Source organism: Streptomyces sp. NPDC012510, from assembly GCF_042955065.1.
GTDB lineage: Bacteria > Actinomycetota > Actinomycetes > Streptomycetales > Streptomycetaceae > Streptomyces.
Genome location: NZ_JBIBEN010000017.1, coordinates 83383 through 108676, shown reverse-complemented (window position 1 = coordinate 108676; position 25294 = coordinate 83383). Strand labels below are relative to the sequence as shown.

Annotated in this window: 21 protein-coding genes; 8 read left to right on the top strand and 13 right to left on the bottom strand. The window is 71.2% G+C overall.

Translation table 11 applies throughout. The features are described 5' to 3' along the window. Positions 1-98: 98 nt before the first annotated feature. The 3 genes from ACFY9I_RS28800 to coxB are packed head-to-tail and all read right to left on the bottom strand — an operon-like array spanning position 99 to position 3222. A complete protein-coding gene (locus ACFY9I_RS28800; protein ID WP_391006825.1) occupies positions 99-497 on the bottom strand; it encodes a cytochrome c oxidase subunit 4 in 399 nt (132 codons plus the stop codon). Further along, the gene (gene ctaD, locus ACFY9I_RS28795) at positions 494-2233 is read right to left on the bottom strand and encodes a cytochrome c oxidase subunit I (protein ID WP_391006823.1); all 1740 of its coding nucleotides are present in this window, start codon (positions 2231-2233) and stop codon (positions 494-496) included. Before ctaD ends, ACFY9I_RS28800 begins: the two co-directional genes overlap by 4 nt. Continuing rightward, positions 2230-3222 carry a cytochrome c oxidase subunit II gene (gene coxB / locus ACFY9I_RS28790; RefSeq protein WP_391006822.1) on the bottom strand — a complete coding sequence of 331 codons (993 nt, stop codon included), beginning with the start codon at positions 3220-3222 and terminating at the stop codon, positions 2230-2232. The genes ctaD and coxB overlap by 4 nt, the downstream gene beginning before the upstream one ends. A 282-nt stretch (positions 3223-3504) precedes the next feature. Between coxB and ACFY9I_RS28785 the strand changes: the two genes are divergently transcribed. Further along, positions 3505-4887 carry an aminotransferase class V-fold PLP-dependent enzyme gene (locus tag ACFY9I_RS28785; protein WP_391006821.1) on the top strand — a complete coding sequence of 461 codons (1383 nt, stop codon included), beginning with the start codon at positions 3505-3507 and terminating at the stop codon, positions 4885-4887. Between the two features lie 119 nt (positions 4888-5006). On the opposite strand, the gene ACFY9I_RS28780 is transcribed toward ACFY9I_RS28785, so the two are convergent. Then, a complete protein-coding gene (locus tag ACFY9I_RS28780; RefSeq protein ID WP_391006819.1) occupies positions 5007-5981 on the bottom strand; it encodes a PfkB family carbohydrate kinase in 975 nt (324 codons plus the stop codon). A gap of 134 nt (positions 5982-6115) precedes the next feature. Here ACFY9I_RS28780 and ACFY9I_RS28775 point away from each other — a divergent pair, with 134 nt between their 5' ends. Together ACFY9I_RS28775 and ACFY9I_RS28770 are read left to right on the top strand one after the other, a co-directional pair. Further along, entirely contained in the window at positions 6116-6325 is a 210-nt protein-coding gene (locus ACFY9I_RS28775) for a hypothetical protein (protein ID WP_257563734.1), read from the top strand. A gap of 84 nt (positions 6326-6409) precedes the next feature. Continuing rightward, positions 6410-8155 carry a hypothetical protein gene (locus tag ACFY9I_RS28770; protein ID WP_391006817.1) on the top strand — a complete coding sequence of 582 codons (1746 nt, stop codon included), beginning with the start codon at positions 6410-6412 and terminating at the stop codon, positions 8153-8155. 84 nt (positions 8156-8239) lie between these two features. Here the strand turns inward: ACFY9I_RS28770 and ACFY9I_RS28765 are convergent, their stop codons facing one another. Continuing rightward, positions 8240-8596 (bottom strand): iron-sulfur cluster assembly accessory protein, encoded by a 357-nt coding sequence (locus ACFY9I_RS28765; protein ID WP_055512670.1) that lies wholly within the window; start codon positions 8594-8596, stop codon positions 8240-8242. A 337-nt stretch (positions 8597-8933) separates the two neighbouring features. Between ACFY9I_RS28765 and nadA the strand changes: the two genes are divergently transcribed. After that, a complete protein-coding gene (gene nadA / locus ACFY9I_RS28760; RefSeq protein WP_391006815.1) occupies positions 8934-10118 on the top strand; it encodes a quinolinate synthase NadA in 1185 nt (394 codons plus the stop codon). Between the two features lie 74 nt (positions 10119-10192). On the opposite strand, the gene ACFY9I_RS28755 is transcribed toward nadA, so the two are convergent. The 6 genes from ACFY9I_RS28755 to ACFY9I_RS28730 form a co-directional block, all read right to left on the bottom strand. Further along, entirely contained in the window at positions 10193-12538 is a 2346-nt protein-coding gene (locus tag ACFY9I_RS28755; protein WP_391006814.1) for a protein kinase, read from the bottom strand. A 163-nt stretch (positions 12539-12701) separates the two neighbouring features. Beyond that, positions 12702-15836 (bottom strand): efflux RND transporter permease subunit, encoded by a 3135-nt coding sequence (locus ACFY9I_RS28750; RefSeq protein ID WP_391006812.1) that lies wholly within the window; start codon positions 15834-15836, stop codon positions 12702-12704. A gap of 204 nt (positions 15837-16040) precedes the next feature. Next, entirely contained in the window at positions 16041-16727 is a 687-nt protein-coding gene (locus ACFY9I_RS28745; RefSeq protein WP_391006810.1) for a response regulator, read from the bottom strand. Between the two features lie 64 nt (positions 16728-16791). Then, entirely contained in the window at positions 16792-18075 is a 1284-nt protein-coding gene (locus tag ACFY9I_RS28740; protein ID WP_391006808.1) for a histidine kinase, read from the bottom strand. 215 nt (positions 18076-18290) lie between these two features. Beyond that, positions 18291-18569 carry a hypothetical protein gene (locus ACFY9I_RS28735; RefSeq protein WP_391006806.1) on the bottom strand — a complete coding sequence of 93 codons (279 nt, stop codon included), beginning with the start codon at positions 18567-18569 and terminating at the stop codon, positions 18291-18293. 28 nt (positions 18570-18597) lie between these two features. Further along, positions 18598-19395 carry a PspA/IM30 family protein gene (locus ACFY9I_RS28730; RefSeq protein WP_391006804.1) on the bottom strand — a complete coding sequence of 266 codons (798 nt, stop codon included), beginning with the start codon at positions 19393-19395 and terminating at the stop codon, positions 18598-18600. A 372-nt stretch (positions 19396-19767) separates the two neighbouring features. Here ACFY9I_RS28730 and ACFY9I_RS28725 point away from each other — a divergent pair, with 372 nt between their 5' ends. Together ACFY9I_RS28725 and ACFY9I_RS28720 are read left to right on the top strand one after the other, a co-directional pair. Next, positions 19768-20367, top strand: a complete 600-nt coding sequence (locus ACFY9I_RS28725; protein WP_391006802.1) for a DUF3043 domain-containing protein — start codon at positions 19768-19770, stop codon at positions 20365-20367. Between the two features lie 158 nt (positions 20368-20525). Next, positions 20526-21161: a methyltransferase domain-containing protein gene (locus tag ACFY9I_RS28720; RefSeq protein ID WP_391007000.1), complete on the top strand. Its 636-nt coding sequence runs from the start codon at positions 20526-20528 to the stop codon at positions 21159-21161. Between the two features lie 249 nt (positions 21162-21410). On the opposite strand, the gene ACFY9I_RS28715 is transcribed toward ACFY9I_RS28720, so the two are convergent. Next, positions 21411-21623: a hypothetical protein gene (locus ACFY9I_RS28715; protein WP_391006800.1), complete on the bottom strand. Its 213-nt coding sequence runs from the start codon at positions 21621-21623 to the stop codon at positions 21411-21413. A gap of 122 nt (positions 21624-21745) precedes the next feature. Here ACFY9I_RS28715 and ACFY9I_RS28710 point away from each other — a divergent pair, with 122 nt between their 5' ends. Beyond that, positions 21746-22948: a bifunctional adenosylcobinamide kinase/adenosylcobinamide-phosphate guanylyltransferase gene (locus ACFY9I_RS28710; protein ID WP_391006798.1), complete on the top strand. Its 1203-nt coding sequence runs from the start codon at positions 21746-21748 to the stop codon at positions 22946-22948. Here ACFY9I_RS28710 and ACFY9I_RS28705 read toward each other — a convergent pair. Next, a complete protein-coding gene (locus ACFY9I_RS28705; protein ID WP_391006796.1) occupies positions 22937-23851 on the bottom strand; it encodes a methyltransferase domain-containing protein in 915 nt (304 codons plus the stop codon). The two genes, ACFY9I_RS28710 and ACFY9I_RS28705, sit on opposite strands and share 12 nt — an antisense overlap. Positions 23852-24021: 170 nt before the next feature. Here ACFY9I_RS28705 and cobT point away from each other — a divergent pair, with 170 nt between their 5' ends. Next, a complete protein-coding gene (gene cobT / locus ACFY9I_RS28700; RefSeq protein WP_391006794.1) occupies positions 24022-25143 on the top strand; it encodes a nicotinate-nucleotide--dimethylbenzimidazole phosphoribosyltransferase in 1122 nt (373 codons plus the stop codon). The last annotated feature ends 151 nt before the right edge of the window (positions 25144-25294 follow it).

The window sequence follows — 25294 nt, the reverse complement described above, 5'->3', positions numbered from 1 at the left end:
CGCGCCGGGTGGGCCGAGTGGGCTACGTCCGGCGTGGCGAAAGGGGGAAGCCCGGACCTCCTGTCGGAGTGTCCGGGCTTCCGTGCGCTCGGCGCGTGTTACTGGTTCTGGTTCTCTCCGCGGTAGTACTCGAAGACCCAGCCCCACAGACCGATCAGGATGATCGGGGTCGAGAAGTACAGCAGCCACCAGCCGAAGACGACGCCCATGAAGGCGAGCGCGCCGCCCACGCCCAGGGCGAGGGGCTGCCAGCTGTGCGGGCTGAAGAAGCCCAGCTCACCGGCGTCGTCCGCGACGTCGGCCTCCTTGTTGTCCTGTGCGCCCACGTCGACCCGCCGGGCCGTGAAGGCCAGGTAGTAGCCGATCATGATGCACAGGCCGAAGGCCAGGAAGAGCGCCGTGGTACCGGCCGGCTCCTTCGACCACACGCCATAGACGATCGCCATGGCGAGGACGAAGACGCTCAGCCAGATGAACATCTTGCCCTGGATCTTCACTTGCCGGCCTCCTTGCCGCTGGTCGCGAGCTCATTGGCCGCGGGGCCGCCGTGCGCGAGCTGTTCGAGCGCGGCGATCTCCGGGTGGTGCAGGTCGAACGCCGGGGATTCACTGCGGATCCGCGGCAGGGTGAGGAAGTTGTGCCGCGGCGGCGGGCAGGAGGTCGCCCACTCCAGGGAGCGGCCGTAGCCCCACGGGTCGTCGACCTCGACCTTCTTGCCGTACTTGGCTGTCTTCCACACGTTGTAGAGGAACGGAAGGATCGACAGACCGAGCACGAACGAGGCGATCGTCGAGACCGTGTTCAGGGCGGTGAAACCGTCGGCCGCGAGATAGTCCGCGTACCGGCGCGGCATGCCCTCGGCGCCCAGCCAGTGCTGGACGAGGAACGTGCCGTGGAAGCCGGCGAACAGCGTCCAGAAAGTGATCTTGCCGAGGCGTTCGTCGAGCATCTTGCCCGTGATCTTCGGCCACCAGAAGTGGAAGCCGGAGAACATCGCGAAGACCACGGTGCCGAAGACGACGTAGTGGAAGTGCGCCACCACGAAGTACGAGTCGGAGACGTGGAAGTCCAGCGGCGGCGAGGCCAGGATGACACCGGTCAGGCCGCCGAAGGTGAAGGTGATCAGGAAGCCGGTGGCCCACAGCATGGGTGTCTCGAAGGAGAGGCTGCCCTTCCACATGGTGGCGATCCAGTTGAAGATCTTCACACCGGTGGGCACCGCGATCAGGAACGTCATGAAGGAGAAGAACGGCAGCAGTACCCCTCCGGTGACGTACATGTGGTGCGCCCACACCGTCACCGACAGACCCGCGATCGCGATCGTGGCGGCGATGAGGTTCATGTAGCCGAAGATCGGCCGGCGGGAGAAGACCGGGATGACCTCGGAGATGATGCCGAAGAACGGCAGGGCGATGATGTACACCTCTGGGTGTCCGAAGAACCAGAAGAGGTGTTGCCAGAGCAGCGCTCCGCCGTTGGCCGCGTCGAAGACGTGGGCACCGAACTTGCGGTCGGCTTCCAGGGCGAACAGCGCCGCCGCGAGGACCGGGAACGCGAGCAGGACCAGAACACCGGTCAGCAGCACGTTCCAGGTGAACACCGGCATGCGGAACATGGTCATGCCGGGCGCGCGCATGCAGATGATCGTGGTGATGAAGTTGACCGAACCGAGGATCGTGCCGAAGCCGGAGAAGGCCAGACCCATGATCCACATGTCGGCGCCGACGCCGGGGCTGCGGATCGCGTCCGACAGCGGGCTGTAGGCGAACCAGCCGAAGTCGGCCGCGCCCTGCGGGGTGAGGAAGCCACCGACGGCGATGAGCGAGCCGAAGAGGTACAGCCAGTACGCGAACATGTTCAGCCGCGGGAACGCCACGTCGGGCGCGCCGATCTGCAGCGGCATGATCCAGTTGGCGAATCCGGCGAACAGCGGCGTCGCGAACATCAGCAGCATGATCGTGCCGTGCATCGTGAACGCCTGGTTGAACTGCTCGTTCGACATGATCTGCGTACCCGGGCGGGCGAGTTCGGCGCGCATGAGGAGCGCCATGACGCCGCCGATGCAGAAGAACGCGAACGACGTGACCAGGTACAGCGTGCCGATCGTCTTGTGGTCGGTGGTCGTCAGCCACTTGACGATCACCTCGCCACGGCGCTGGCGCCGGACCGGCAGCTCGTCCTGGTAGTGGGAGCCCGCCTCCTCGGCACCCTGTGGTTCGTTGAGGATGCTCACAGTACGTTCGTCTCCCGGTTCTTCTCGTGCTTCGTCTGCTCGATGCCGGCCGGGACGTAACCGGTCTGCCCCTTCTCCACGAGCGACTTGAGGTGCTCCTCGTAGCGCTCCTGGGAGACGACCTTCACGTTGAAGAGCATCCGAGAGTGGTCCACGCCGCACAGTTCGGCGCACTTGCCCAGGAAGGTGCCCTCCTGGTTGGGGGTCACCTGGAAGGCGTTGGTGTGGCCCGGGATGACGTCCTGCTTCATCAGGAACGGCACCACCCAGAAGGAGTGGATGACGTCACGCGAGGTGAGGACGAAGCGGACCGTCTTGCCCTTGGGGAGCCAGAGGGTCGGGCCGGGGTTGCCGGTCTGCGGGTTCTTGTCGCCAGGAATGCCGCAGGTGTAGACGCCGCCGGCGTTCGCCGGGAAGTCCTTCTTGTACCGGTCCGGGATCGCGGCCAGGTTCTCGTCTGTGGCCGCGTCGCCGGTGGAGCCTTCGACGTTCTCGATGTAGTTGAAGCACCAGCTCCACTGGAAGCCGACCACGTTGACCGTGAGGTCGGGCTTCTTCGACGTGTCGAGGAGCTTCGACTCGTCGCGGGCGGTGAAGTAGAACAGCACCGAGACGATGATCAGCGGAACGACCGTGTACAGCGCCTCGATGGGCATGTTGTACCGGGTCTGTGGGGGAACTTCGACCTTGGTGCGGCTGCGCCGGTGGAAGAAAGCACTCCACAAGATCAGGCCCCAGACCAGTACGCCCGTGGCGAGCGCGGCCGCCCACGACCCCTGCCACAGGGAGAGGATCCGCGGAGCCTCTTCCGTGGTCGGGGTGGGCATACCAAGGCGGGGGAAGTCCTTGTATGTGCAACCGGTGGCGGTCGCCAGGACCAGGCCCGCAGTCAGTGCCTGCAGCAGCTTCCGCCGCATCGGGCGCCGCGGCATGGGGGTACCACCCGCGCTCTTGAGGCAGCGGGGGAGGTCGGAGCCGTTGGGACTCACGTAGCGCCTTCCCGAGAGTCTCGCCCGCGCGGTGGTGGCTGCGGCCTTCTCGCTGGTCGGTCGCCGCCCTGCGACGGGCAGGGGTTTGGATGTTTATGCGGACCAAACCCTACTGGACGCGATTTGGGGTCGCGCGGGGAGGGGGGCCCAACACTCCGTGGGTCGCGCCGGGCGCCTAATAGCTCGGGAGTTCGGGTGGTTTGGCGGGTGCGGGCCGGTTGTGTCGGTTCGCGCGGTTCCCCGCGCCCCGTTTCGCTCACCCCGAGGCTTTAGCGTTGACCTGTGGCCTACTTCGACTCCGCTTCCTCCGCTCCTCTTCATCCCGTCGCCCGGCAGGCGTTGCTGGCGTCCCTGGACGAGGGGTGGGCCGACCCCGCCCGCCTGTACCGGGAAGGACGGCGGGCCCGGATGCTGTTGGACGCGGCTCGGGAGGCCGCCGCCGAGGCCGTGGGGTGCCGGGCGGACGAACTGGTCTTCACCTCGTCGGGGACGCGGGCCGTGCACGCCGCGATCGCGGGGGTGACGGCCGGACGGCGGCGGGTCGGGCGACACCTGATCGTGTCAGCGGTCGAACACTCTTCGGTACTGCACGCGGCGGAGGTGCATGAGGCCGAGGGCGGGACGGTCACCCAGGTGGTGGTGGATCGGTCGGGTGCGGTCTCCGCGTCCTCGTACGCCGAGGCCCTGCGCCCCGACACCGCGCTCGCCTGTCTCCAGTCCGCCAACCACGAGGTGGGGACGGAGCAGCCGGTGGCCCGGGTGGCGGAGGTGTGCCGGGAGGCCGGGGTGCCGTTGCTGGTGGACGCGGCACAGTCGCTCGGGTGGGGTCGGGTGGACGGCAGCTGGTCAGTATTGACCGGGAGCGCCCATAAATGGGGTGGTCCGTCCGGAGTTGGCCTTCTCGTCGTACGGAAGGGTGTGCGGTTCGCGGCCCAGGGGCCCGCCGACGAACGGGAGTCGGGGCGGGCCGCCGGCTTCGAGAACATCCCCGCGATCGTGGCGGCCGCCGCCTCACTGCGGGCTGTACGGGCAGAGGCGGCCGCGGAGGCCGTACGGCTGCGGGAGTTGACGGAGCGGCTCCGGGCGCGGGTGCCGTCGCTGGTGCCGGACGTGGAGGTGGTAGGACACCCGGAGCGCCGACTGCCGGGGGTCGTCACCTTCTCCTGTCTCTATGTCGACGGGGAGACATTGCTGCACGAACTGGACCGCGAGGGGTTCTCCGTCTCCTCGGGCTCCTCCTGTACCAGCAGCACGCTGACCCCCAGCCATGTGCTGCGGGCCATGGGCGTACTGAGCGAGGGGAACGTCCGGGTGTCACTGCCGGTGGGGACGGTGGAGGAGGACGTCGAGCGGTTCCTCTCCGTGCTGCCGGGGGCGGTGGCCTCGGTGCGGGAGAAGATGGGGGCACCCGTCTCCACGGATGTGACCGAAGAGAAGGACGACGCCCTCGTCGTGGACGCCCTCGGCAGGCGCTGCCCCGTCCCCGTCATCGAACTGGCCAAGGTGATCGGGGACGTACCGGTGGGCGGCACGGTCCGGGTGCTGTCCGACGACGAGGCGGCCCGTCTGGACATCCCGGCGTGGTGCGAGATGCGGGGCCAGGAGTACGTGGGCGAGGAGCCGGCGGAGAGCGGTTCGGCGTATGTGGTGCGAAGGGCGAGTTGAGACGTTACGAGAAAGCCCCGCGCCCTGAAGGGGGCCGCAGGCCCGAAGGGGCGCGGGGCTGTGGCGATATGCGGCTCCGCCGCGTGGGCGCGTCCGGCCACATCGCCGTGAGGAGCCCCTCAGCGGAGGTGCGCGCGAACCTCGTCCGCCGCATCGTCCCCGTACGCCTTGGCGAACCTCTCCATAAAGTGTCCCCGCCGCAGCTGGTACTCCTGCGTGCCCACCGTCTCGATCACCAGCGTCGCGAGCATGCACCCGACCTGTGCGGCGCGCTCCAGCGAGACGCCCCAGGCCAGCCCTGAGAGGAACCCCGCACGGAAGGCGTCGCCCACACCCGTCGGGTCGGCCTTGCGCTCCTCCTCGGGGCAGCCGACCTCGATCGGGTCGTGCCCGGCGCACTCGATACGGACGCCCCGTGCGCCGAGCGTGGTCACGCGGTATCCGACCTTGGCCAGGATCTCCTCGTCCGACCAGCCGACCTTGGACTCGATGAGCCCCTTCTCGTACTCGTTGGAGAAGAGGTACGTGGCGCCGTCCAGCAGTATCCGGATCTCTTCGCCGTCCATGCGGGCGATCTGCTGGGAGAAGTCCGCGGCGAAGGGGATGCCCCGGGAACGGCACTCCTCGGTGTGGCGGAGCATCCCCTCGGGGTCGTCCGCGCCGATGAGAACGAGGTCGAGGCCGCCGACGCGGTCGGCGACGGTCTTCAGCTCGATGAGGCGGGCCTCGCTCATCGCACCGGTGTAGAAGGAGCCGATCTGGTTGTGGTCGGCGTCCGTGGTGCACACGAAGCGGGCCGTGTGCAGCGTCTCGGAGATCCGCACGGAGGCGGTGTCCACCCCGTGCCGGTCGAGCCACGCCCGGTACTCGTCGAAGTCGGAGCCGGCCGCGCCCACCAGGATCGGACGCGTGCCGAGCTGTCCCATGCCGAACGCGATGTTCGCGCCGACACCTCCCCGGCGCACGTCGAGCTGGTCGACGAGGAAGGAGAGGGAGACCGTGTGGAGCTGGTCCGCGACGAGTTGGTCGGCGAAGCGGCCCGGGAAGGTCATCAGATGGTCGGTGGCGATGGAGCCGGAGACTGCGATACGCACGGCGAGGACACACTCCTGCGAAGGGAGGGGGATTGACAGTTCACGCTATCGGGTCGTCCGCGCGCACTGAAGCAGGCGAAACTACCCGATAGTAGGTCTTTCTTCGCGGGGTTCGCGGTGCGTACGGTGCGGTTATGACGAACCCCAAGATCCACGGCACCGTCCCGTTCGACCCGGACGGCGGCCTCGCGGCGCTGCGTGGCGACTGCGCACGGATGGTTCCGCACTGGGCGGCCCCCGCGAAGGTCATTACGGCTCCGGTGTCGCCTTCGCTCATTCACGGGGTGACGGTGCCGGCGACCTCCGCGCGGCTGGTCGACGCGATGTCCGACTACGGCGACTGAGGGAACCGCCGGCTCCTGCGCCGCGTCCCATCGCTGTCCCCCGTACAGGGGATGCGGTGTACGACCAGCCGAAGGAGCGATGCGGTGAACTCCGAGCGACCCGACAACCCCGAGAACCCGGACGAGGGCACCGAGCCCGACGCCGCCGAGGAGATCGGGGCTGCCGGCGACGACGCCACCGAGGCCGATGGGGTCGCGGGTAACGGTGCGGCCGCGGAGGCCGGTGCGGGCGCGGAGGCCGGTGCGGTCGCGGAGGCCGACACGGCGGACGTCGTCTCCGGTGGTGCCGACGACGACGGACACGTCGTCGAGGTCGGTGGTGGTCAGCGGGCTCGTCGTCGGCGATCCCCCGTGGCCGTCGCCTCGGTGGCCGCCGCGGTGCTGCTGGTCGGGGGTGGCGGTGCGCTCCTCGCCGCCACCGCGTCCGGTGGCGATGCCGGTGGTTCCGGTTCACCCGGCGGCGACGGCACTCCCCCGCCGCTCGCCCTCGACGGCTCCGCGCACGGCGGCTCGAACGGGATCGCTCCAGGTGAGCCGAACCCCAACGGCGTGAGGTACCGCGCGGCCGGCGACCTGCCCGACGGCCCCGACTCGGCCCCGGTGTACTCCGTCGAGGGCCAGGTGACGGCCGCCGAGGTGGCGCGGCTCGCGAAGGCGCTCGGTGTGGAGGGCAGGCCGAAGGCGGAGGGCGACGCCTGGCGAGTGGGGAACGCCGGGGACGGCTCGGGACCGATGCTGCACGTGGGCAAGGAGTCGCCGGGCTCCTGGACCTACAGCCGATTCGCACCCGGCACCGACAACTGCCAGAAGGTGGACGTCTGCACCTCCGGCACCCCCGAGGGCGGCGATCCGGTGAGCGAGGCGGTGGCGAGGAAGGCGGCGGCCCCGGTTCTCAAGGCCGTCGGCCAGGACGACGCCAAGCTCGACGCCACCCAGCTCATGGGGGCCGTACGGGTGGTGAACGCCGATCCCGAGGTCGGCGGGCTGCCCACGTACGGCTGGACGACCGGCGTCCAGATCGGCGCCGACGGCCAGGTGGTCGGCGGCAGCGGCCAGGTGAAGTCACCGGTGAAGAGCGACACGTACCCCGTGGTCGACGCGGAGCGGGCGCTGGAGCTCCTGAACGGTTCCGGTCAGGGTGCCGGCACCGCGCGCGGCGGCATCGGGGGCTGCACCGGCCCGGTCCCCCTGGAGGGAGACAGCGGCACGGCCGGCGGGAACGGGACGGTCGGCGGGAGCGGCACGGCCGGCGGGAACGGGACGGTCGTGGCCGAGGAGACGCCGTGCGAGCTGACGTCCACGGCGCCGAAGCCGGAGCCGGTCACCGTCGATGACGCGGTGTTCGGGCTCGCCTCGCACCAGGTGGACGGCCGGCCGGCGCTGGTCCCGTCCTGGCTGTTCGAGGTGCGGCCGACGGGGGCCGAGGACACCTACACGGTGACGCGTCCGGCGATCGACCCGAAGTACCTGGCCTCCCCCGAGCCCCGGTCGGAGCCGACCGAGGAGCCCGGCGGCCCGGGTGACACGCCGTCCACCGATCCGGCGTCCCGCGCGGTGCGGGTGGAGGGCTACACGGTCGACGGCGACGAGCTGACCGTGACCTTCTGGGGCGGGGTGTGCAGCGAGTACTCGGCCTCGGTGAGCGAGGCGGGGGGCAAGGTGACGGTCACCGTGACCGACACACCCTGGGAGGACAGGGCCTGCATCATGATCGCCAAGGCGATGGAGCGGACGGTGCGGCTGGACGAGCCGCTGGGCGACCGAACGGTGGTCGGATCGGACGGCAGGGCGATCCCGGAGGGCGGGATTCCTGAGCTGGAGCCGCGGTGATCAGCAGCGGGCGTACGAAGGCGGCGTCCCCGTCGGAGGGGGACGCCGCCTTCGTCGTACGCGTGGCGCTGCCGCGCCGGGGACTCAGCTGAAGGAGTCGCCACAGGCGCAGGAGCCCGTCGCGTTCGGGTTGTCGATGGTGAAACCCTGCTTCTCGATGGTGTCGACGAAGTCGATGGTGGCGCCGCCCAGGTACGGGGCGGACATGCGGTCGGTGGTGACCTTCACACCGTCGAAGTCCTTCACCACGTCGCCGTCGAGCGAGCGCTCGTCGAAGAAGAGCTGGTAACGCAGGCCGGAGCAGCCGCCGGGCTGAACGGCGACGCGCAGCGACAGGTCGTCACGGCCTTCCTGGTCGAGCAGGGCCTTGACCTTGGCCGCGGCGGCGTCGGTCAGGATGATGCCGTCGGTGACGGTGGTGGTCTCGTCCGATACGGACATCTACATCTCTCCCGGGTTGTACGGAGACTGCTTGCCGACGAGTGCAACCGCCGGAGTCCCGGATTCATTCCGGGCCGCGCGGATTTCCTACGCGTCTTCCCTTCATGCTCGCACATGGCGCGTGCAGGGGGCACGAGCCTGTGGACAACCGTCGCGCAACCACCGGGCAACCACCGAGTGCCCGTACCGGGATTCATGTCACATCGACGTTATGGACATCGTCAAAGTGACATGAAGCGGTTATGATAGATAGCGTCAATTCGACGAAAAGGATAGTCCGAATGTCCCGCCGACCCTCCACCGGGCGGCGAGCCGCAGAACAGAAAGGGTGCGTGTCGTGACCACCGCCCAGACCCAGGAGCTCGACGTGCAGCCGACGCCCCTCGCCCTGCTGCTGCTCGGCCGCGAGGCCGACCCGAGGAGCGAGCGCGGCGTCGAGTGCCCCGGCGATCTCCCCTCCCCGTCCGACCCCGATCTGGTGGAGCGCGCCCGCGCGGCCAAGGAGAAGCTCGGGGACAAGGTCTTCGTGCTCGGCCACCACTACCAGCGCGACGAGGTCATCCAGTTCGCGGACGTCACGGGTGACTCCTTCAAGCTGGCCAGGGACGCGGCCGCGCGCCCCGAGGCCGAGTACATCGTGTTCTGCGGTGTGCACTTCATGGCCGAGTCGGCGGACATCCTCACCGGTGACGAGCAGAAGGTCGTGCTGCCGGACCTGGCCGCCGGGTGCTCCATGGCAGACATGGCCACCGCCGAGCAGGTCGCCGAGTGCTGGGACGTGCTGACCGAGGCCGGGATAGCCGAGCAGGTGGTGCCCGTCTCGTACATGAACTCCTCCGCCGACATCAAGGCCTTCACCGGCAAGCACGGCGGCACGATCTGCACCTCCTCGAACGCGAAGCGAGCCCTGGACTGGGCCTTCGAGCAGGGCGAGAAGGTCCTGTTCCTGCCGGACCAGCACCTGGGGCGCAACACCGCCGTGCGGGACATGGGCATGTCGCTGGACGACTGCGTCGTCTACAACCCGCACAAGCCGGGCGGCGGCCTGACCGTCGAGCAGTTGCGGGCCGCGAAGATGATCCTGTGGCGGGGCCACTGCTCCGTGCACGGCCGCTTCAGCCTGCAGTCCGTGAACGACGTACGGGAGCGCATCCCGGGCGTCAACGTCCTCGTCCACCCCGAGTGCAAGCACGAGGTCGTGGCGGCGGCGGACTACGTCGGTTCGACGGAGTACATCATCAAGGCGCTGGAGGCGGCGCCCGCCGGGTCCAAGTGGGCGATCGGCACCGAGCTGAACCTCGTGCGGCGGCTGGCGAACCGTTTCGCGCCCGAGGGCAAGGAGATCGTGTTCCTCGACCGCACGGTCTGCTTCTGCTCGACGATGAACCGCATCGACCTGCCCCACCTGGTGTGGACCCTGGAGTCCCTCGCCGAGGGCACCCTCGTCAACCGCATCGAGGTCGACAAGGAGACCGAGGCGTTCGCGAAGCTGGCGCTGGAGCGGATGCTGGCGCTGCCGTAGCCCTGCCTCCACAGCCCCGCCGGAGCTCTGCCTTCACAGCCCCGCCGGAGCCCTGCCTTCACAGCCCCACGCGCTCACCCCGACACGGGCTCCCGGTCGGGGTGAGCGGGGTCGAGGGAGAAGAGGGTGCCGTCGGAGACGGTCACGAACAGCGCTCCCTCGTGGGGCAGCGCCCAGTTCGCGCTCCCGGTGGCCCAGTGGGGCGTCGCACGGGGCAGCGTCTCCCACAGCAGGGTGCCCTTGAGCCTGTCGAGGGCCGCGACCCGGCCGGTGGTGCTGGCCAGGTAGAGGGTGTCCGTCGCCGCGTCGTACCCGGGCCCGCCCGGCCGTTCCAGACTGGTTCTGGTCCGCCACAGCAGCTCGCCCGTGTACGGCGACACGGCGGTCACCTGGCCGCCGGGCCGGGTGAACACCAGCACACCACCCACCATGGCCGCCCGGCCCTTCCCGTGCTCGCCCGGCGTCGTCATCGCTCGGTCCCCGGTCTTCAGGTCCAGGAAGAGGATCGCGTTGTACGTCGGGTCGCCGTCGTCCGCGTCGGTGTCCTTGGTGCCGCCCACGACCAGGACCAGGTTTCCCTGCCTCACCCCGAGGAGGACGCTGTTCAGCGGCACCTTCACGGTCCGGGCCGAGCCGTCGGCGCGGTCCACGACCAGGACCCGGGACTCCGGGTTGGCCGCCTTGGCGTCCCGGGTCACCGGCCGGCAGTGCGCGTACGTGCCCGCTCCCACGGTGGTGAACGAGCAGTGGTGGCCGGCGGGGATGGCCAGGGACCAGCGCTCGGCGCCCGTGCGCGGTGCTCGGGCCGTCAGCGCGGTGCCGTCCGGGTCGGGGGCGAGGACCAGGTCGCCCGAGAGGGCCGGGTCGATGTCGGTGGTGTTCACCTGACGGGACCACAGCCGCTGACCGGTCTCCGCGTCGAGGGCGATGAGATGGGCGGGGTCCACCACCGGTTCGCCGCTGATGACGGTCTGCTTTACGAGAACGACGCTGTCCCTGACGCCGATGACCGCCGATTGGTACTGCCCCTGCTCGGTGGTGGACGGCGCGGTTTCCGCGCGCCAGAGCGTCCTCCCGGTGCGCCCGTCGAGGCGGACCGGGAGGGCTCCCGTGCCCCCGCAGTAGACGTCGCGTCCGTGCACCTGGCAGGAGGGAGCGCCGCCGGGGTCGCCGTCCTTCGCGGGCAGCGCCTGGCGCGCGCCGGCCGACGCCGTCGCGAACAGCGTCGTCTGCCAGGGCTTCCAGCCGGTGGGCGGTGCCGTCCACCGGGAGGTCGCCGTCGGCGCGGGGTCCGCCGTGTCGGTCGTGTCCGCTCCGCCCGGCCCCAGCAGATAGGCGGTCAGCCCGAGGACCAGCGCGCCGACCGTGCCGGTCGCGGCGAGCAGGGGACGGAGACGGCGCCGGCGGGCGGGGGGCGCATCCGGATCCGGGCCCGGCCCTGCCCCCGCATCGATCTCCGCACCCGGTCCGTTCCCCGGGTCGATCTCCGGACCCGGCCCGGTCCCCACGTGGTTCTCCGCGCCAGACCCTTTCCCCACCTGGATCTCCGTGGTGGCGGCCGCGGCATCCACGCGCCGGTGCCCTGCCGGCAGGGCACCCGGCTCCGGCTCCCGCTCCGGCAGGGCGGTCTCCAACTCCCGCGCCAGTTCGTCGAGTCCGGGGCGGTCGGCGGCCTTTTTGGCCAGGCAGGGCTCCAGTACCGCGCGCAGCGGCGGGTCCACCCCGTCCAGTACGGGTTCGTCGTGGACCACCCGGTAGGCCGTCAGATAGGGGCTGTCCGCGTCGAAGGGGCCCCGCCCGGTGAGCGCGTACACCAGCAGCGTCCCCAGCGAGAACACGTCCGAGGCGGGGCCTGCCGTACGGGCGTCGGTGAGCTGTTCCGGGGACATGAACGGCGGGGTGCCGATCATCTGGCCGGTCTCGGTCAGGGAGAGGTTCTCCGCCGCGCGGGAGATACCGAAGTCGATGACCCGGGGGCCGTCGTCCGCCATCAGCACGTTGGCCGGCTTCAGGTCCCGGTGCACCACACCGGCCCGGTGGATCTCCCGCAGCGCCTCCACGAGCCCCAGGGCCAGCGGGCGCAGCTCGGTGACACGGAGCGGGCCCCGGTCTCGGATCCGCTGGGCGAGCGAGCGGCCGGGCACGTACTGGGTGGCCATCCAGGGGCGCTCCGCCTCCGGGTCGGCGTCCACGACCGCCGCGGTGAAGGCGCCGCTGACCTTGCGGACGGCCTCGATCTCCTGGCGGAACCGGCTGCGGAACACGGCGTCCTGCGCGTACTGGGCGTGCACCACCTTCACGGCGACCTCGCGGCCGGAGCGGGATCTCGCCCGGTAGACGACGCCCATGCCGCCGTTGCCGAGCCGGTCGACCACCTTGTACCCGCCGACCGATCTCGGGTCGTCGCTGCGCAGCGGCACTCCCTGGTCCCTCCCCCGACAAGCAGCCCGACAAGCAGTTCGAGGCACAGGATACGTAAGGGCGACGCGCGGCGGCCGGTTCGCCCTTACGGGCGACGCGCGGCGGCCGGGGCGCGGAACCTCGCGGTTCCACGCCCCGGCCGCCCTGGACCTTCGGGGGGTGTCAGACCCCGGCGGGCTCCGGCTTCTCCGCCTCCGAGTCCGACGCCGGCTTCGTCGGCTGGGACGGGGTGCCCGCCCGTTTCGCGGCCTTCTTCTCAGCCCGGCGCTCCTTGCGGATCTCGATCATCGTGTAGAGGGTCGGGACCAGCAGGAGCGTCAGCAGCGTCGACGTGATCAGACCACCGATGACGACCACGGCCAGCGGCTGGGCGATGAAGCCGCCCTCACCGGTGATGCCGAGGGCCATGGGCAGCAGCGCGAAGATCGTCGCCAGTGCCGTCATGAGGATCGGGCGGAGGCGGTGGCGGCCGCCCTCGATGACCGCCTCGACCGTGCCGTAGCCCTGGCGGCGGTACTGGTTGATCAGGTCGATCAGCACGATCGCGTTGGTGACCACGATGCCGATGAGCATCAGCATGCCGATCATCGCGGGAACGCCCATCGGGGTGCCGGTGACGATCAGCAGGCCGATCGCGCCGGTGGCCGCGAACGGGATCGAGACCAGCAGGATCAGCGGCTGGACCAGCGACCGGAAGGTCGCCACCAGCAGCATGAAGACGATCGCGATGGCCGCGAGCATCGCGAGGCCGAGGGAGGCGAAGGCCTCGTCCTGGTCCTCGGAGACACCGCCGATGGAGGCGGTCGCGCCCTCGGGGAGCTTGAGGGCGTTCAGCTTGGCGGTGAGGTCGGCGCTGACCGCGCCGGTGTTGTCGCCCTTGGGCTTCGCCGTGATCGTCGCGGCCCGCTGGCCGTCGATCCGGGTCATGGAGACCGGGCCGTCCACCAGCTCGACGTCCGCGATGTCGCCCAGCTTCACCGCGCCGAGGCGCAGGTCCCGCAGCTCCTTCAGCGTCTCGGCGGGCTTCGCCGACTTGATGACGACGTCCCGCTCGGTGTCGTCGAGGATGGCCCGGCCGCTGGTCGTCCCGCGTACGGCCTGGGTGACGGCCGCGCCGAGGGTCTGCTCGTCGAAGCCGGCCGCGGACGCCTTGTCGGTGGCCTTCACCGAGATACGCGGCACGCTCTGGGCGAGGTCGCTGGTGACGTCGGTGACGTTGCCCATCGTGGAGACGGCGTCACGGACCTGGTCGGCGGCCTTGCGCAGGACGTCGGCGTCGGCGGCCTTGACGACCACGCTCAGGTCCTGGCTGCCGAAGGCGTCGCCGACCGCGACGGTCGTCGTACCGATCCCGGAGAGCCCGGCGAGGCCCTTCTCGATCGTGGTCTGGACGCCGGCGGCGTCGGCCGAGTCGTCCAGCATGACGCTGTAGGAGGCCTGGTTGGTGTCGGTGCCCCCGCCGAACGCGGCCATGAACCCGGAGGAGCCGACGGTGACCTGGTAGTCCTTGACGCCCTCGGTGTCGGCGAGCAGCTTCTCGACCTTCTTCGTCTGCTCGTCGGTCGCCGCGAGGCTGGTGCCGGGCTTCAACTCCTGCTTGAGGCTGAGGACTTCCTGGTCGCCGGGGTCGAAGAAGTTCGTCTTCAGCAGCGGGGCCATGCCGAACGTGCCGACCAGGACGACGGCCGCGATGGCCAGGCTGGTCAGCCGGCGTCGGGTGGCGAAGCGCAGGACGGGGACGTAGAAGCGCTGCAGACGGCTCTTCGCCTCCTTCTCCTCGGCCTTGCGGCGCGCCTCGTCGGCATCCTCGGGCGTGCCCTTCGGGGCGCGCAGGAACCAGTACGACAGGACCGGGACGACGGTCAGCGAGACGAGCAGGGAGGCCAGGAGCGCCGCCGTCACGGTCAGCGAGAAGCTGCCGAACAGCTCGCCGACCATGCCGCCGGTCAGGCCGATCGGGAGGAAGACGGCGACCGTCGTCAGGGTGGAGGAGGTGACGGCGCCGGCGACCTCGCGGACCGCCTTGAGGATGGCCTCCTCGCGCTCCTCGCCGTAACCGAGGTGGCGCTTGATGTTCTCCAGGACCACGATCGAGTCGTCGACGACCCGGCCGATGGCGATGGTCAGCGCGCCGAGGGTGAGCATGTTGAGGGAGAGGTCTCGGGTCCACAGCACGATCAGCGCCAGGACCACCGACAGCGGGATGGACACCGCGGTGACGAGGGTCGAGCGGATCGACGCCAGGAAGACCAGAATCACCAGGACCGCGAAGAGCAGACCGAGGGCACCCTCGGTGGTCAGCCCGTCGATGGACTTGGAGACCGCCGGGCCCTGGTCGCTGACCACGGTGACGGTGGCGCCGGAGCCAAGGTCCCGGCGCATGTCGGACAGCTTGTCCTCGACGGCCTCGGAGATGGCGACCGCGCTGCCGTTGCGGTCCATGGTGACCATGACCGCGAGGCTCGGCTCACCGTTCGTGCGGGTGAGGGAGTCGGCCTTCGCCTGCTCCTCCTTGACCTCCGCGACGTCGGCGAGGCGTACGGGCTTCTTGGCGCCCTCGCCGCGCACCCTCAGGTTCTCGATCTGCTCCAGCGAGGTGTAGCCGCCGCCGACCTGGACGGTGCGGTTGGCGCCGTCCTCGTCGAAGGAGCCCGCGGGGACGGTGACGCCGCCGGCCTGGAGGGCCTGGGAGAGGGCCATCGTGGTCAGGCCCGCCTTCGCCAGCTTCGCGTCGTCGGGGGTGACGGTGACCTGGAGGTCCCGTACGCCGTCGACGGTGACCTGGCCGACGCCGTCGATGTCCTCCAGTGTGGGCACGACGGTCCGGTCGAGCTGGTCGGCGAGGGCCTGCTGGTCCTGGTCGGAGGAGACGGCGAGGACGACGGTCGGCATGTCGTCCGTCGAGCCCGCGATCACCTGCGGGTCCACGTCGTCCGGCAACTGCGCCCGGACGCGGTTGACGGCCTGCTGGACGTCGGCGACGAGCTGGTCGTTGTCGGGGCCGTAGTCGAAGGACGCCATGATCAGGGCGTTGCCCTCGCTGGCGGTGGAGGTCACGCCCGTGATGCCGTCGACGGCTTCGAGGCTGTCCTCGACGGGCTCGACGACCTGCTTCTCGACCACGTCCGGGGACGCGCCCTGGTAGGGGGCGAGCACGGACACCATGGGCAGTTCGATGGTGGGCAGCAGCTGCTGCTTGAGCTGGGGTATCGCGATCGCCCCGAAGACGAGCGCGATGATCGACATCAGACCGACGAGGGCCCGTTGTGCGAGGCTGAACCGGGACAGCCAGGACATGGGTCAGGGTCTCTCTTCTGTGGCGTGAGCGGAGGACGAACGCCCATGCCACATGCGGCTTTGTTCCCCCCATGTGTCGCTCCTGTGAAGCGGTTGTGAGCGCTCACCTCATACCCTGAGCCATAGGGGACCCCTATTCCCTCGCTCCCCAGGGCCATTTCCTTATGCCGCGCCTACTCCGGGTGGAGTAGTCCCCGGCGGCCCTCAGTCCACCCTTGGGCGTACCAGGCCCGACTCGTACGCGATGACCACCAGTTGGGCGCGGTCGCGGGCGCCGAGCTTGGCCATGGCCCGGTTGACGTGCGTCTTCACGGTCAGCGGACTGACCTCCAGACGCTCGGCGATCCCGTCGTTGGAGAGCCCTCCCGCGACCTGGACGAGCACCTCGCGCTCGCGGCTGGTCAGGGTGGCGAGCCGCTCGGAGCGGGCGGTGCCGTCGCCGCCGTCGGCCGAGTCGTCCGGCTGGGCCAGGAAGCGGGCGATCAGGCCCTTGGTGGCGGTGGGCGACAGCAGCGCCTCACCGTCGGCGGCCACCCGGATGGCGTTCAGCAGCTCGTCCGGCTCGGAGCCCTTGCCGAGGAAGCCGGAGGCGCCGGCGCGCAGTGACTGCACGACGTAGTCATCGACCTCGAAGGTGGTGAGGATGACGACCCGGACCTGGGCGAGCGTCGGGTCGGCGCTGATCATGCGGGTGGCGGCCAGTCCGTCCGTGCCGGGCATCCGGATGTCCATCAGCACGACGTCCGCCCGCTCCTCCTTCGCGAGCCGCACCGCCTCCGCCCCGTCCGACGCCTCCCCCACGACCTCCATGTCCGGCTCCGAGTCGACGAGCACCCGGAAGGCGCTGCGCAGCAGGGCCTGGTCGTCGGCGAGCAGGACACGGATGGTCATACGGGGCCCCCCGGGGCGCTGGTCACGGCCGCCCGGCCCGCCGGCGTCGGCGTGACGGAGCGGCTCATGTGCGTACGGCTTCTTCTGCGGCGGTCGTTCGGGTCTTGAGGGGCAGGATCGCATGGACGCGGAAGCCGCCGCCGTAGCGGGGGCCGGCGGTGAGGGAGCCGCCGAGCGCGGTGACGCGTTCCCGCATACCGAGGAGGCCGTGGCCGCCGCCGGCGCCCGCATCGCCCCCGGCGCCGTCCTCACCGCTCTCACCGTCCTCGCCGTCCTCGCCGGGGTCCTTCCCGTCGGGTCCCGTGCCGTTGTCGAGGACGGTGATCTCCACGTTCGGTCCGACCCGGACGACGCTGACCTCGGCCTTCGCCGCCTCGCCCGCGTGCTTGTGCACATTGGTGAGGGCTTCTTGGATGACGCGGTACGCGGCGAGGTCGACGGCGGCCGGGAGGCTCACCTCCTCGTCGGCGCGGACCACCTCGACCGCGAGGCCCGCGCTGTGGAAGGTGCCGACGAGTTCACCGAGCCGTACCAGGCCGGGGGCGGGTTCGGTGGGGGCCTCGGGGTCGCCGGACTGGCGGAGCAGACCGACGGTCGCGCGCAGTTCGTTGAGTGCGGAGCGGCTCGCCTCACGAACGTGGGCGAGGGCCTCCTTGGCCTGGTCGGGCCGCTTGTCCATGACGTGGGCGGCGACTCCGGCCTGCACATTGACCAGGGCGATGTGGTGGGCGACGACGTCGTGCAGGTCGCGGGCGATCCGCAGCCGTTCCTCGGCGACCCGGCGGCGGGCCTCCTCCTCGCGGGTGCGTTCGGCCCGTTCGGCGCGTTCCCTGATGGCGTGCACGAAGGCCCGGCGGCTGCGGACCGCGTCCCCGGCGGTGGCGGCCATGCCGGTCCACGCGAAGATGCCGATGTTCTCCTGGGCGTACCAGGGCAGGGGGCCGACAAGCATGGCCGTGCCCGTCAGCAGGGTCATCGTGAGCAGGCCGACGCGCCAGGTGGTGGGGCGGTCGGTGGCGGAGGCGACCGTGTAGAGGGCGATGACGGCGGACATCGCCACGGGGGCGCGCGGGTCGCCGGTCACCAGTTCGGCGAGGGTGAGGGCGCAGGTCGCGGCCAGTACGGCCATGGGGGCTCGGCGGCGGGCGACGAGGACGGCGGCGGCCGGCACCATGAGCGCGATGCTGAGGGCGTCGGGGGTGCGGGCGCCCCACTTGTCGCCGTGGTCGGCGTTGGGGTCGACGAAGGAGCCGGCGACCATCGCGACGAGGACGCCGAGAGCGAGGGCGGCGTCCAGCGCGAGGGGGTGCGCTGTCAGCCAGGTCCTGGCTCGCTGGAGGGTGCTCACGGGGGATCACGGTACGGGGCGGTTGTCGGGGGCGGAACTGGTGGTGGCGGTACCCCGTTGAGGGCTGGGGGATTCTCGCCCCCGCCGCCCCTACCCGTCCCATCCCCAGGGGTTCCGCCCCTTCGACCCCCACGGCTCGGGTCCGGTGGGGGCCGGTCGCGCAGTTCCCCGCGCCCCTTCAGGGCCTACGGCCCTTCGGATCCGTCCCACGGTCGTCAGCCCGGGATCAGGCCGTCGTCGCTCAGCATGTCCCTGACCTCCTCCAGCGTCGCGTCCGGCGCCGGGAGGATCAGTTCGGACGGTTCCAGGGAGTCGTCGGGCAGGGGTGTGCCCAGTTCCCGGACCTTGTCCAGGAGGGCGTGGAGGGTGTGGCGGAAGCCCGGGCCGTCGCCGACCTCCATTTCCGCCAGGAGTACGTCGTCCAGCTTGTCCAACTCGGTGAGGTGGACGTCGTCCAGCCTCACCTGCCCCTCCCCCATGATCCGTACGATCATGTCGCCCTCCTCGGGGACGAGAGTCCCCTTACTTGTCGAAGCGGGGGGTGTCCTGCTGCGGGGACCGCTGCTGGGCCGACTGGCCCGTGCCGCCCTCGATGGCCTGCTGCTGCGCGGACGAGCCGCCCGCCAGCTCCGCCTTCATGCGCTGGAGCTCCAACTCGACGTCCGTGCCGCCGGAGAGGCGGTCCAGCTCGGCCTGGATGTCGTCCTTGTGCATGCCGGACGGGTCGTCCAGGGCGCCGGAGGCGAGGAGCTCGTCGATGGCGCCGGCGCGGGCCTGGAGCTGTGCCGTCTTGTCCTCGGCGCGCTGGATGGCGAGACCGACGTCGCCCATCTCCTCGGAGATGCCGGAGAAGGCCTCGCCGATCCTGGTCTGGGCCTGGGCGGCGGTGTAGGTGGCCTTGATCGTCTCCTTCTTCGTACGGAAGGCGTCGACCTTGGCCTGCAGGCGCTGCGCGGCGAGGGTGAGCTTCTCCTCCTCGCCCTGGAGGGTGGAGTGCTGCGTCTCCAGGTCCGTCACCTGCTGCTGGAGCGCGGCGCGGCGCGAGAGCGCCTCGCGGGCCAGGTCCTCACGGCCGAGCGCGAGCGCCTTGCGGCCCTGGTCCTCCAGCTTCGAGGACTGGGACTGGAGCTGGTTGAGCTGGAGCTCCAGGCGCTTGCGCGACGTGGCGACATCGGCCACGCCCCGGCGCACCTTCTGGAGCAGCTCCAGCTGCTTCTGGTACGAGTAATCGAGGGTCTCGCGCGGGTCCTCGGCCCGGTCAAGGGCCTTGTTCGCCTTCGCGCGGAAGATCATCCCCATACGCTTCATGACACCGCTCATGGGCTTCGCGCGCCCCCTTCTGACGGACTCCAGCTCACAGGTCTGCGACAGAACCCACAGTACGGGCCCTGCATCCATTACCGCACTGTTCGGGGACGGATGCGGTCATCCCCAAGGACGACTGTGGCCGGCCTCGCTCCGGCGTAGGGAGTAGGTGCCTCCCGGGGTCACGTACGGGCCGCCCCGGGGATACCTCAGCCCCGCACGGACGAAACCTTCACCGCACTCCCCCTTTTCCGAGTTTTTTCCGAGTTCTCGGAATCCCCGGCCACATTCGCCCCGGCTCTGTCCCCAGCACAGACGCCGGGTGTTGCCGGATCGTTCCCCACCTGGCTGGGGTCCATGCCCCGGCACCCCGTACCCTAGGGTTTTGTGTTTCGTAGCCGCGCCAAGAACGAGAAGGCAACGGCCGCCGATCAGGCGCCGGTGACCAACTCCAAGCAGACCCGTGATCCGCAGGCCCCCAAGGGGCGGCCCACTCCCAAGCGGAGCGTGGCCCAGTCCCAGCGTCGGAGCGTGGCCAACACGCCCACGACGCGCAAGGAGGCCGCCAAGCGCTCCCGCGACGAGCGCCGCGCCGCGCTGGAGAAGCAGCGCCAGGCGCTGGCGACCGGCGACGAGCGCTATCTGCCCGCGCGGGACAAGGGGCCGGTGCGCAAGTTCACCCGGGACTACGTGGACTCGCGGTTCCACATCGCCGAGTTCTTCCTGCCTCTCGCGGTGATCATCCTCGTGCTGAGCATGGTGCAGCAGGCGACGCTGCAGAACGTGGCACTGCTGCTGTGGCTCGGCGTGATCATCCTGATCGTGGTCGACTCGATCGGCCTCGGCTTCCGTCTGAAGAAGCAGCTCAACGCGCGCTTCCCCGACGAGAGCAAGAAGGGCGCCGTGGCCTACGCCCTGATGCGCACGCTCCAGATGCGTCGCCTCCGGCTGCCGAAGCCGCAGGTCAAGCGCGGAGAGCGGCCCTGAGCACGACCGCTTTCTCCGGGGGTGCGGCAGAGGCCTGGCTGGACCGGCTGGGGACCCTGCGCGAGGTCGTACGACAGGAACTGGTCTCCCGTCAGGTGGACGAGCAGATAGCCGGACGCTTTCCGGTCGGGCAGCGGCTGCGGGTGCTCGACGTCGGCATGGGGCAGGGCACGCAGGCGTTGCGGCTCGCACGGGCCGGGCATGCGGTGACCGGGATCGAGCGCGAGCCGAAGCTGATCGCCGTGGCCCGGGAGGCGGTCGCCGCCGAGCCCGAGGGCATCCGGGGCCGGATGCGGATCGTCGAGGGCGACGGCCGGGACACGGGTGTGCATTTCCTGCCGGGCAGTTTCGACGTCGTCCTCTGTCACGGGGTCCTCATGTACGTCGAGGAACCGGACGCGCTGCTGGCCGGCCTGGCCCGGATGCTGGCCCCCGGTGGCCTGCTGTCGCTGCTGGTGCGGAACGGGGACGCCCTCGCCATGCGGGCGGGGCTGGCCGGTGACTGGGCCGGGGCGCTGGCCGCGTTCGACACCACCGCGTACCGGAATCGGCTCGGGCTGGATGTACGGGCGGATCGGCTGGGGGCGCTGACGGACACCCTGGCGGGGATCGGGGCGCCGCTGCACGCCTGGTACGGGGTGCGGGTCTTCACCGACCTCGCCGCCGATGACGCGGGGGCCCCGGAGGTTCCGGGAGCGCTGGACGCGCTGCTCGCGGCGGAGGAGCGCGCTGGGCGGACGGATCCCTACCGGCAGGTGGCGGCCCTGCTGCACCTGTGCGGTGTGCGCGGCTGAGGGCGCCTGACAGCCCAGGGTGGGGGTGCGTCGGCGGGTGCGGGTTGGTGGGGGCCGGTCGCGCGGTTCCCCGCGCCCCTCAGGAGCGGGGCCGTGCCCTTCAGGAACAGGGCCGCGCCCTTCAGGGGCGCGGGGAACCGCGCGAGCAACCACATACCACCCGCACCCGCCGACGCACCCCCACCCTCCGGGTCCCCCCGCGGGGACCGGGGCGGAGCCCCGTGTCGAAGCCCCGCCCCAAGCGGAGCGCTACGCCTCCTGTGCGTGGAGGCTCATCGGCCCGTAGATCTCCGCCGTGTCCTCGAAGAGACGCACCTGGTCCGCGCCGCCCTCCAGCAGCGCCTTCCAGTGCTCCCCGATCCACGACTCGGCGTCCCCCTGCGTCGTGAACTCCTCGGGCTGGACCGCGGGCTGGACCTCCGCACCGTCGGACTTCTCGAAACGCCACGTCCATGCCGTCATGTGAGCCTCCGTAAGTACCGGCCCGGTACCGCACTCGGCACCGAGCAAGATCCGGTTCCCCTTGAGCCTAGTCGGACGAGCAAGACCTGCGGGTGTTCATCCGGACACGGGAAAATCGGGGTGTGGAACTGACTTTGCTCGGCACCGGTGCCCCCGCGGGGCTTCCCCGCCCCGACTGTCCATGCGCGGTGTGCGCGACCGCGCTCGCCGCTGCCGCGCGCGGGGCGACCGCGCTGCTCGTGGACGACACGCTGCTGCTCGACCTCACTCCGGGCGCCGCCCTGGCCGCCGCGCGCGCCGGGCGGTCGCTGACCGGCGTACGGCAGGTACTGCTGTCGCATCCGCACGACGGGCCCCCCGTGGAGGTCCCGGCGGGGCTGCCGCAGCCGGGGCGGGTGCCGGACGGGCGGGAGCTGGCGCTGCTGACCGGGCACCGGGTGCGGGCGCAGGCCCTGGACTCGCCGGGCACGGGATACGCGGTGACCGGGCCGGGCGGACAGCGGCTGCTGTATCTGCCGCCGGGGGGCGCGCCCGCCGGAATGGAGGGGCGGGTGGAGCCGTACGACATGGTGCTCGCCGATGTGCTGGGGCGGCCGGACGCCCTGGCGCGGCTACGGGCGGCGGGGGCGATCGGGCCGACCACCGATGTCGTCGCCGTGCACATCGACCACGACGTGCCGCCGGACGGCGAGTTGCCGCGTCGGCTCGCGGCGGCGGGCGCGCGTGCCGTACCGGACGGGACGACGCTGGCCGTGGGCGCCTACGAGGACGTGCCCGATGTGCCGCGTCGCACGCTGGTGCTCGGCGGGGCACGGTCCGGGAAGTCGGTGGAGGCCGAGCGGCGGCTGGAGGCGTTCCCGGACGTGCTGTACGTGGCGACCGGCGGGACGCGCAACGGGGACGGGGAGTGGGCCGCGCGGGTCACCGCCCACCGGGAGCGCAGGCCGGGCTCGTGGCGCACGGTCGAGACCTGCGACCTGGTGCCGCTGCTGAAGGACGACGACGGCCCACCGCTGCTCGTCGACTGTCTGTCGCTGTGGCTGACCGACGCGATGGACTCGGTGGGGGCGTGGGACGACGCCGAGTGGGCCGGGGGCGGGGAGCGCGCGCTCCGGGCGCGCGTCGCGGAACTGGCCGAAGCCGTGCGGCACACGCGCCGCACGGTGGTCGCCGTCTCCAACGAGGTCGGCTCAGGGATCGTGCCGGCCACCGCCTCCGGCCGCCGTTACCGCGACGAACTGGGCCGCCTGAACGCGGCCTTCGCGGCGGAGTGCGAGCACGTACTGCTGGTGGTGGCGGGGCAGGCGTTGCCCCTACGGGGCTGAAGGGTGGGCCGACGAAATCGGAGGTCTGGGGGGCCGGGGGACCGTGGGGGCGGTCGGTCGGGGGGTGCGGTGGGCGAGGACGCGGTGGGTTCGGGGTGGGAGGGAGGTGCAGGGGCGGGCGGCCAGGATCTCGAAGCCCAGTGACCTCAGCTCGGCGAGCAGATTGCGCAGGGGCATGAGGTGGAGGGGGCGCGGGCGGGCGGACGACTTGCGGAGCCGGCGGCCCCGGACGGGCAGCGCGCCGAAGAGGCGGGCGCCGTCCGTGACTTCGAGGAGGAGATGGCCGCCGGGGCGCAGGACCTCGTGGGCGGCGCGGAGTTCCTCTCGGGGGTCGGCGGTGTGTTCCAGGTGGCGGAACATGCTGACCACGTCATAGCGGGCGCGCAGCCGCGTCACGATCCACGGGTCGGTGAGCAGTCCCTGATACGCCTCCTCGACGCGCTCGGCGGCCTGGGCGTGCGCGACGCGCGCGGTCGGGTCGAGGCCGTCGAAGACGGTGTACGGGTGGATCTCGCGCGCGATCTCCGGGAAGTACCCGAGGCCGGTGCCGACGTCGAGCCAGCTCTCCGGTTCGGGGTACGGCAGCAGCGCGCGGGCGGCGGCCCGGTGGTGCCGGCGCAGCCGCCCGGCGGGGGTCGGGCGGCTGTGGTCCTCGGCGGATTGCTGGTGATGGCGGAGCAGCAGTCCGTCCACCGTGGGCCGGGGGTTCTGAAAGGTGTGGGAGCAGTCCCGGCACTCGTCGACCACGAACGCGGCCGGCGTGCGCCGTCCCCTCTCCGGCGCGCGCGCCCTCGTACGCAACTGGCGCGAGCCGCACCAAGGGCAGTCGTCACGGCGCGGCTCGTGGAAGGGATCGGCGCCCTGGGCTGGTCGGCCGTGGTCCGGCCGCGGGACGGGGGGCATGGCGGCTCCTGAGGCAACGGGGCATGGCGTGGACATTCACCTCAAAAAGGTACGTAGGTGATGGCGGTCCCGGGCGCAATGACGTGCCGGTGGTGTGGTGCGGCGGCCGTGCGTCGCGGGGTCTCGGTGTGGCGCTGTCGTGTTCGATCGCTGCCGGTACTGTTCGGCGAATGAGCTCGCTTAATCTCGACGACTTCACCGATCTGATCGAGCGCCCCGACGGTGGGGTGCGCCGCGACGCCGAGGCGCGACGCGAGAGGCAGATCGTGCCGCCCGGGGCGCTGGGCCGCCTCGACGACCTGGGTGAGTGGCTGGCGGCGGCGCAGTCGGCCGTGCCGGTGCGGCCGATCGGGCAGGCCCGTGTGGTGCTGTTCGCGGGCGACCACGGCGTCGCCGAACTCGGTGTCTCCGCGCGGGCCGCGGGCACCGCGGACCAGTTGGTGCGGGCCGTGCTCGACGGCAGCAGCCCGGTGTCGGTGCTGGCCCGGCGGCTCGACGTTCCCGTACGCGTGGTGGACCTCTCGCTCGACTGCGATCCGGAGGCGCTGCCCGCGCAGGTCGTACGGCACAGGGTGCGGCGCGGGTCCGGGCGTATCGATGTCGAGGACGCGCTGACGACGGAGGAGGCGGAGGCCGCGTTCCGGGTGGGCGTCGCCCTCGCGGACGAGGAGGCGGACTCCGGGACCGACCTCGTGGTCCTCGGTGATGTGAGCGTCGGCGGGACCACGGCGGCGGCCGTCCTCGTGGCCGGGTTGTGCGGGACCGACGCGTCCGTCGTGACCGGGCGGGGCGGCCGGGCGATCGACGATCTGACGTGGATGCGCAAGTGCGCGGCCGTACGGGACGCCCTGCGGCGGGCTCGGCCGGTGCTCGGGGACCAGTTGCAGTTGCTCGCGACCGTGGGTGGGGCGGACCTCGCCGCCATGACCGGGTTCCTGCTGCAGAGCGCGGTACGGAAGATGCCGGTGATCCTCGACGGGGTCGTGTCGGCGGCGTGCGCGCTGGTCGCCCAGCGGGTGGCCTTCCGGGCGCCGGACTGGTGGCTCGCCGGGCAGATCAGCGGGGAGCCGGCCCAGGCCAAGGCGCTGGACCGGATGGCCATCGAACCGCTGCTGGACCACGGGGTGAAGGTCGGGGAGGGCGCGGGGGCGTTGCTGGCACTGCCCCTGGTGCGGGCCGCGGCGGCACTGGCGGCGGAGCTGCCGGAGCGGGAACCGGCGGAGCCGGAGAAGACCGGGACCGAGACCGAGACCGAGGACAAGTCGCCGGCCGAGGAGTACGACGCGACCTAGTCCAGGAGCGGTGGGTGCGGGTGCCGTCGTACCCCACGGCGGGCGCGGTTCGACACGCCGACCGTGCCGGAGAGAGCGGGATCACGCGGGTCCGGCTCAACTTCGCCGTGTCCGGGTGGGTCTTCGCACGTGGCGGGCGCCGCGGCCGGAC

Coding starts and splice junctions, on each gene's coding strand:
- ACFY9I_RS28765 (WP_055512670.1), bottom strand. CDS start 8,596: ATGTCCGTATCGGACGAGACCACCACCGTCACCGACGGCATCATCCTG.
- ACFY9I_RS28730 (WP_391006804.1), bottom strand. CDS start 19,395: ATGAGCGGTGTCATGAAGCGTATGGGGATGATCTTCCGCGCGAAGGCG.
- ACFY9I_RS28735 (WP_391006806.1), bottom strand. CDS start 18,569: ATGATCGTACGGATCATGGGGGAGGGGCAGGTGAGGCTGGACGACGTC.
- ACFY9I_RS28750 (WP_391006812.1), bottom strand. CDS start 15,836: ATGTCCTGGCTGTCCCGGTTCAGCCTCGCACAACGGGCCCTCGTCGGT.
- ACFY9I_RS28705 (WP_391006796.1), bottom strand. CDS start 23,851: ATGCCCCCCGTCCCGCGGCCGGACCACGGCCGACCAGCCCAGGGCGCC.
- ACFY9I_RS28775 (WP_257563734.1), top strand. CDS start 6,116: ATGACGAACCCCAAGATCCACGGCACCGTCCCGTTCGACCCGGACGGC.
- cobT (WP_391006794.1), top strand. CDS start 24,022: ATGAGCTCGCTTAATCTCGACGACTTCACCGATCTGATCGAGCGCCCC.
- ACFY9I_RS28715 (WP_391006800.1), bottom strand. CDS start 21,623: ATGACGGCATGGACGTGGCGTTTCGAGAAGTCCGACGGTGCGGAGGTC.
- ACFY9I_RS28720 (WP_391007000.1), top strand. CDS start 20,526: ATGGGGCAGGGCACGCAGGCGTTGCGGCTCGCACGGGCCGGGCATGCG.
- ACFY9I_RS28745 (WP_391006810.1), bottom strand. CDS start 16,727: ATGACCATCCGTGTCCTGCTCGCCGACGACCAGGCCCTGCTGCGCAGC.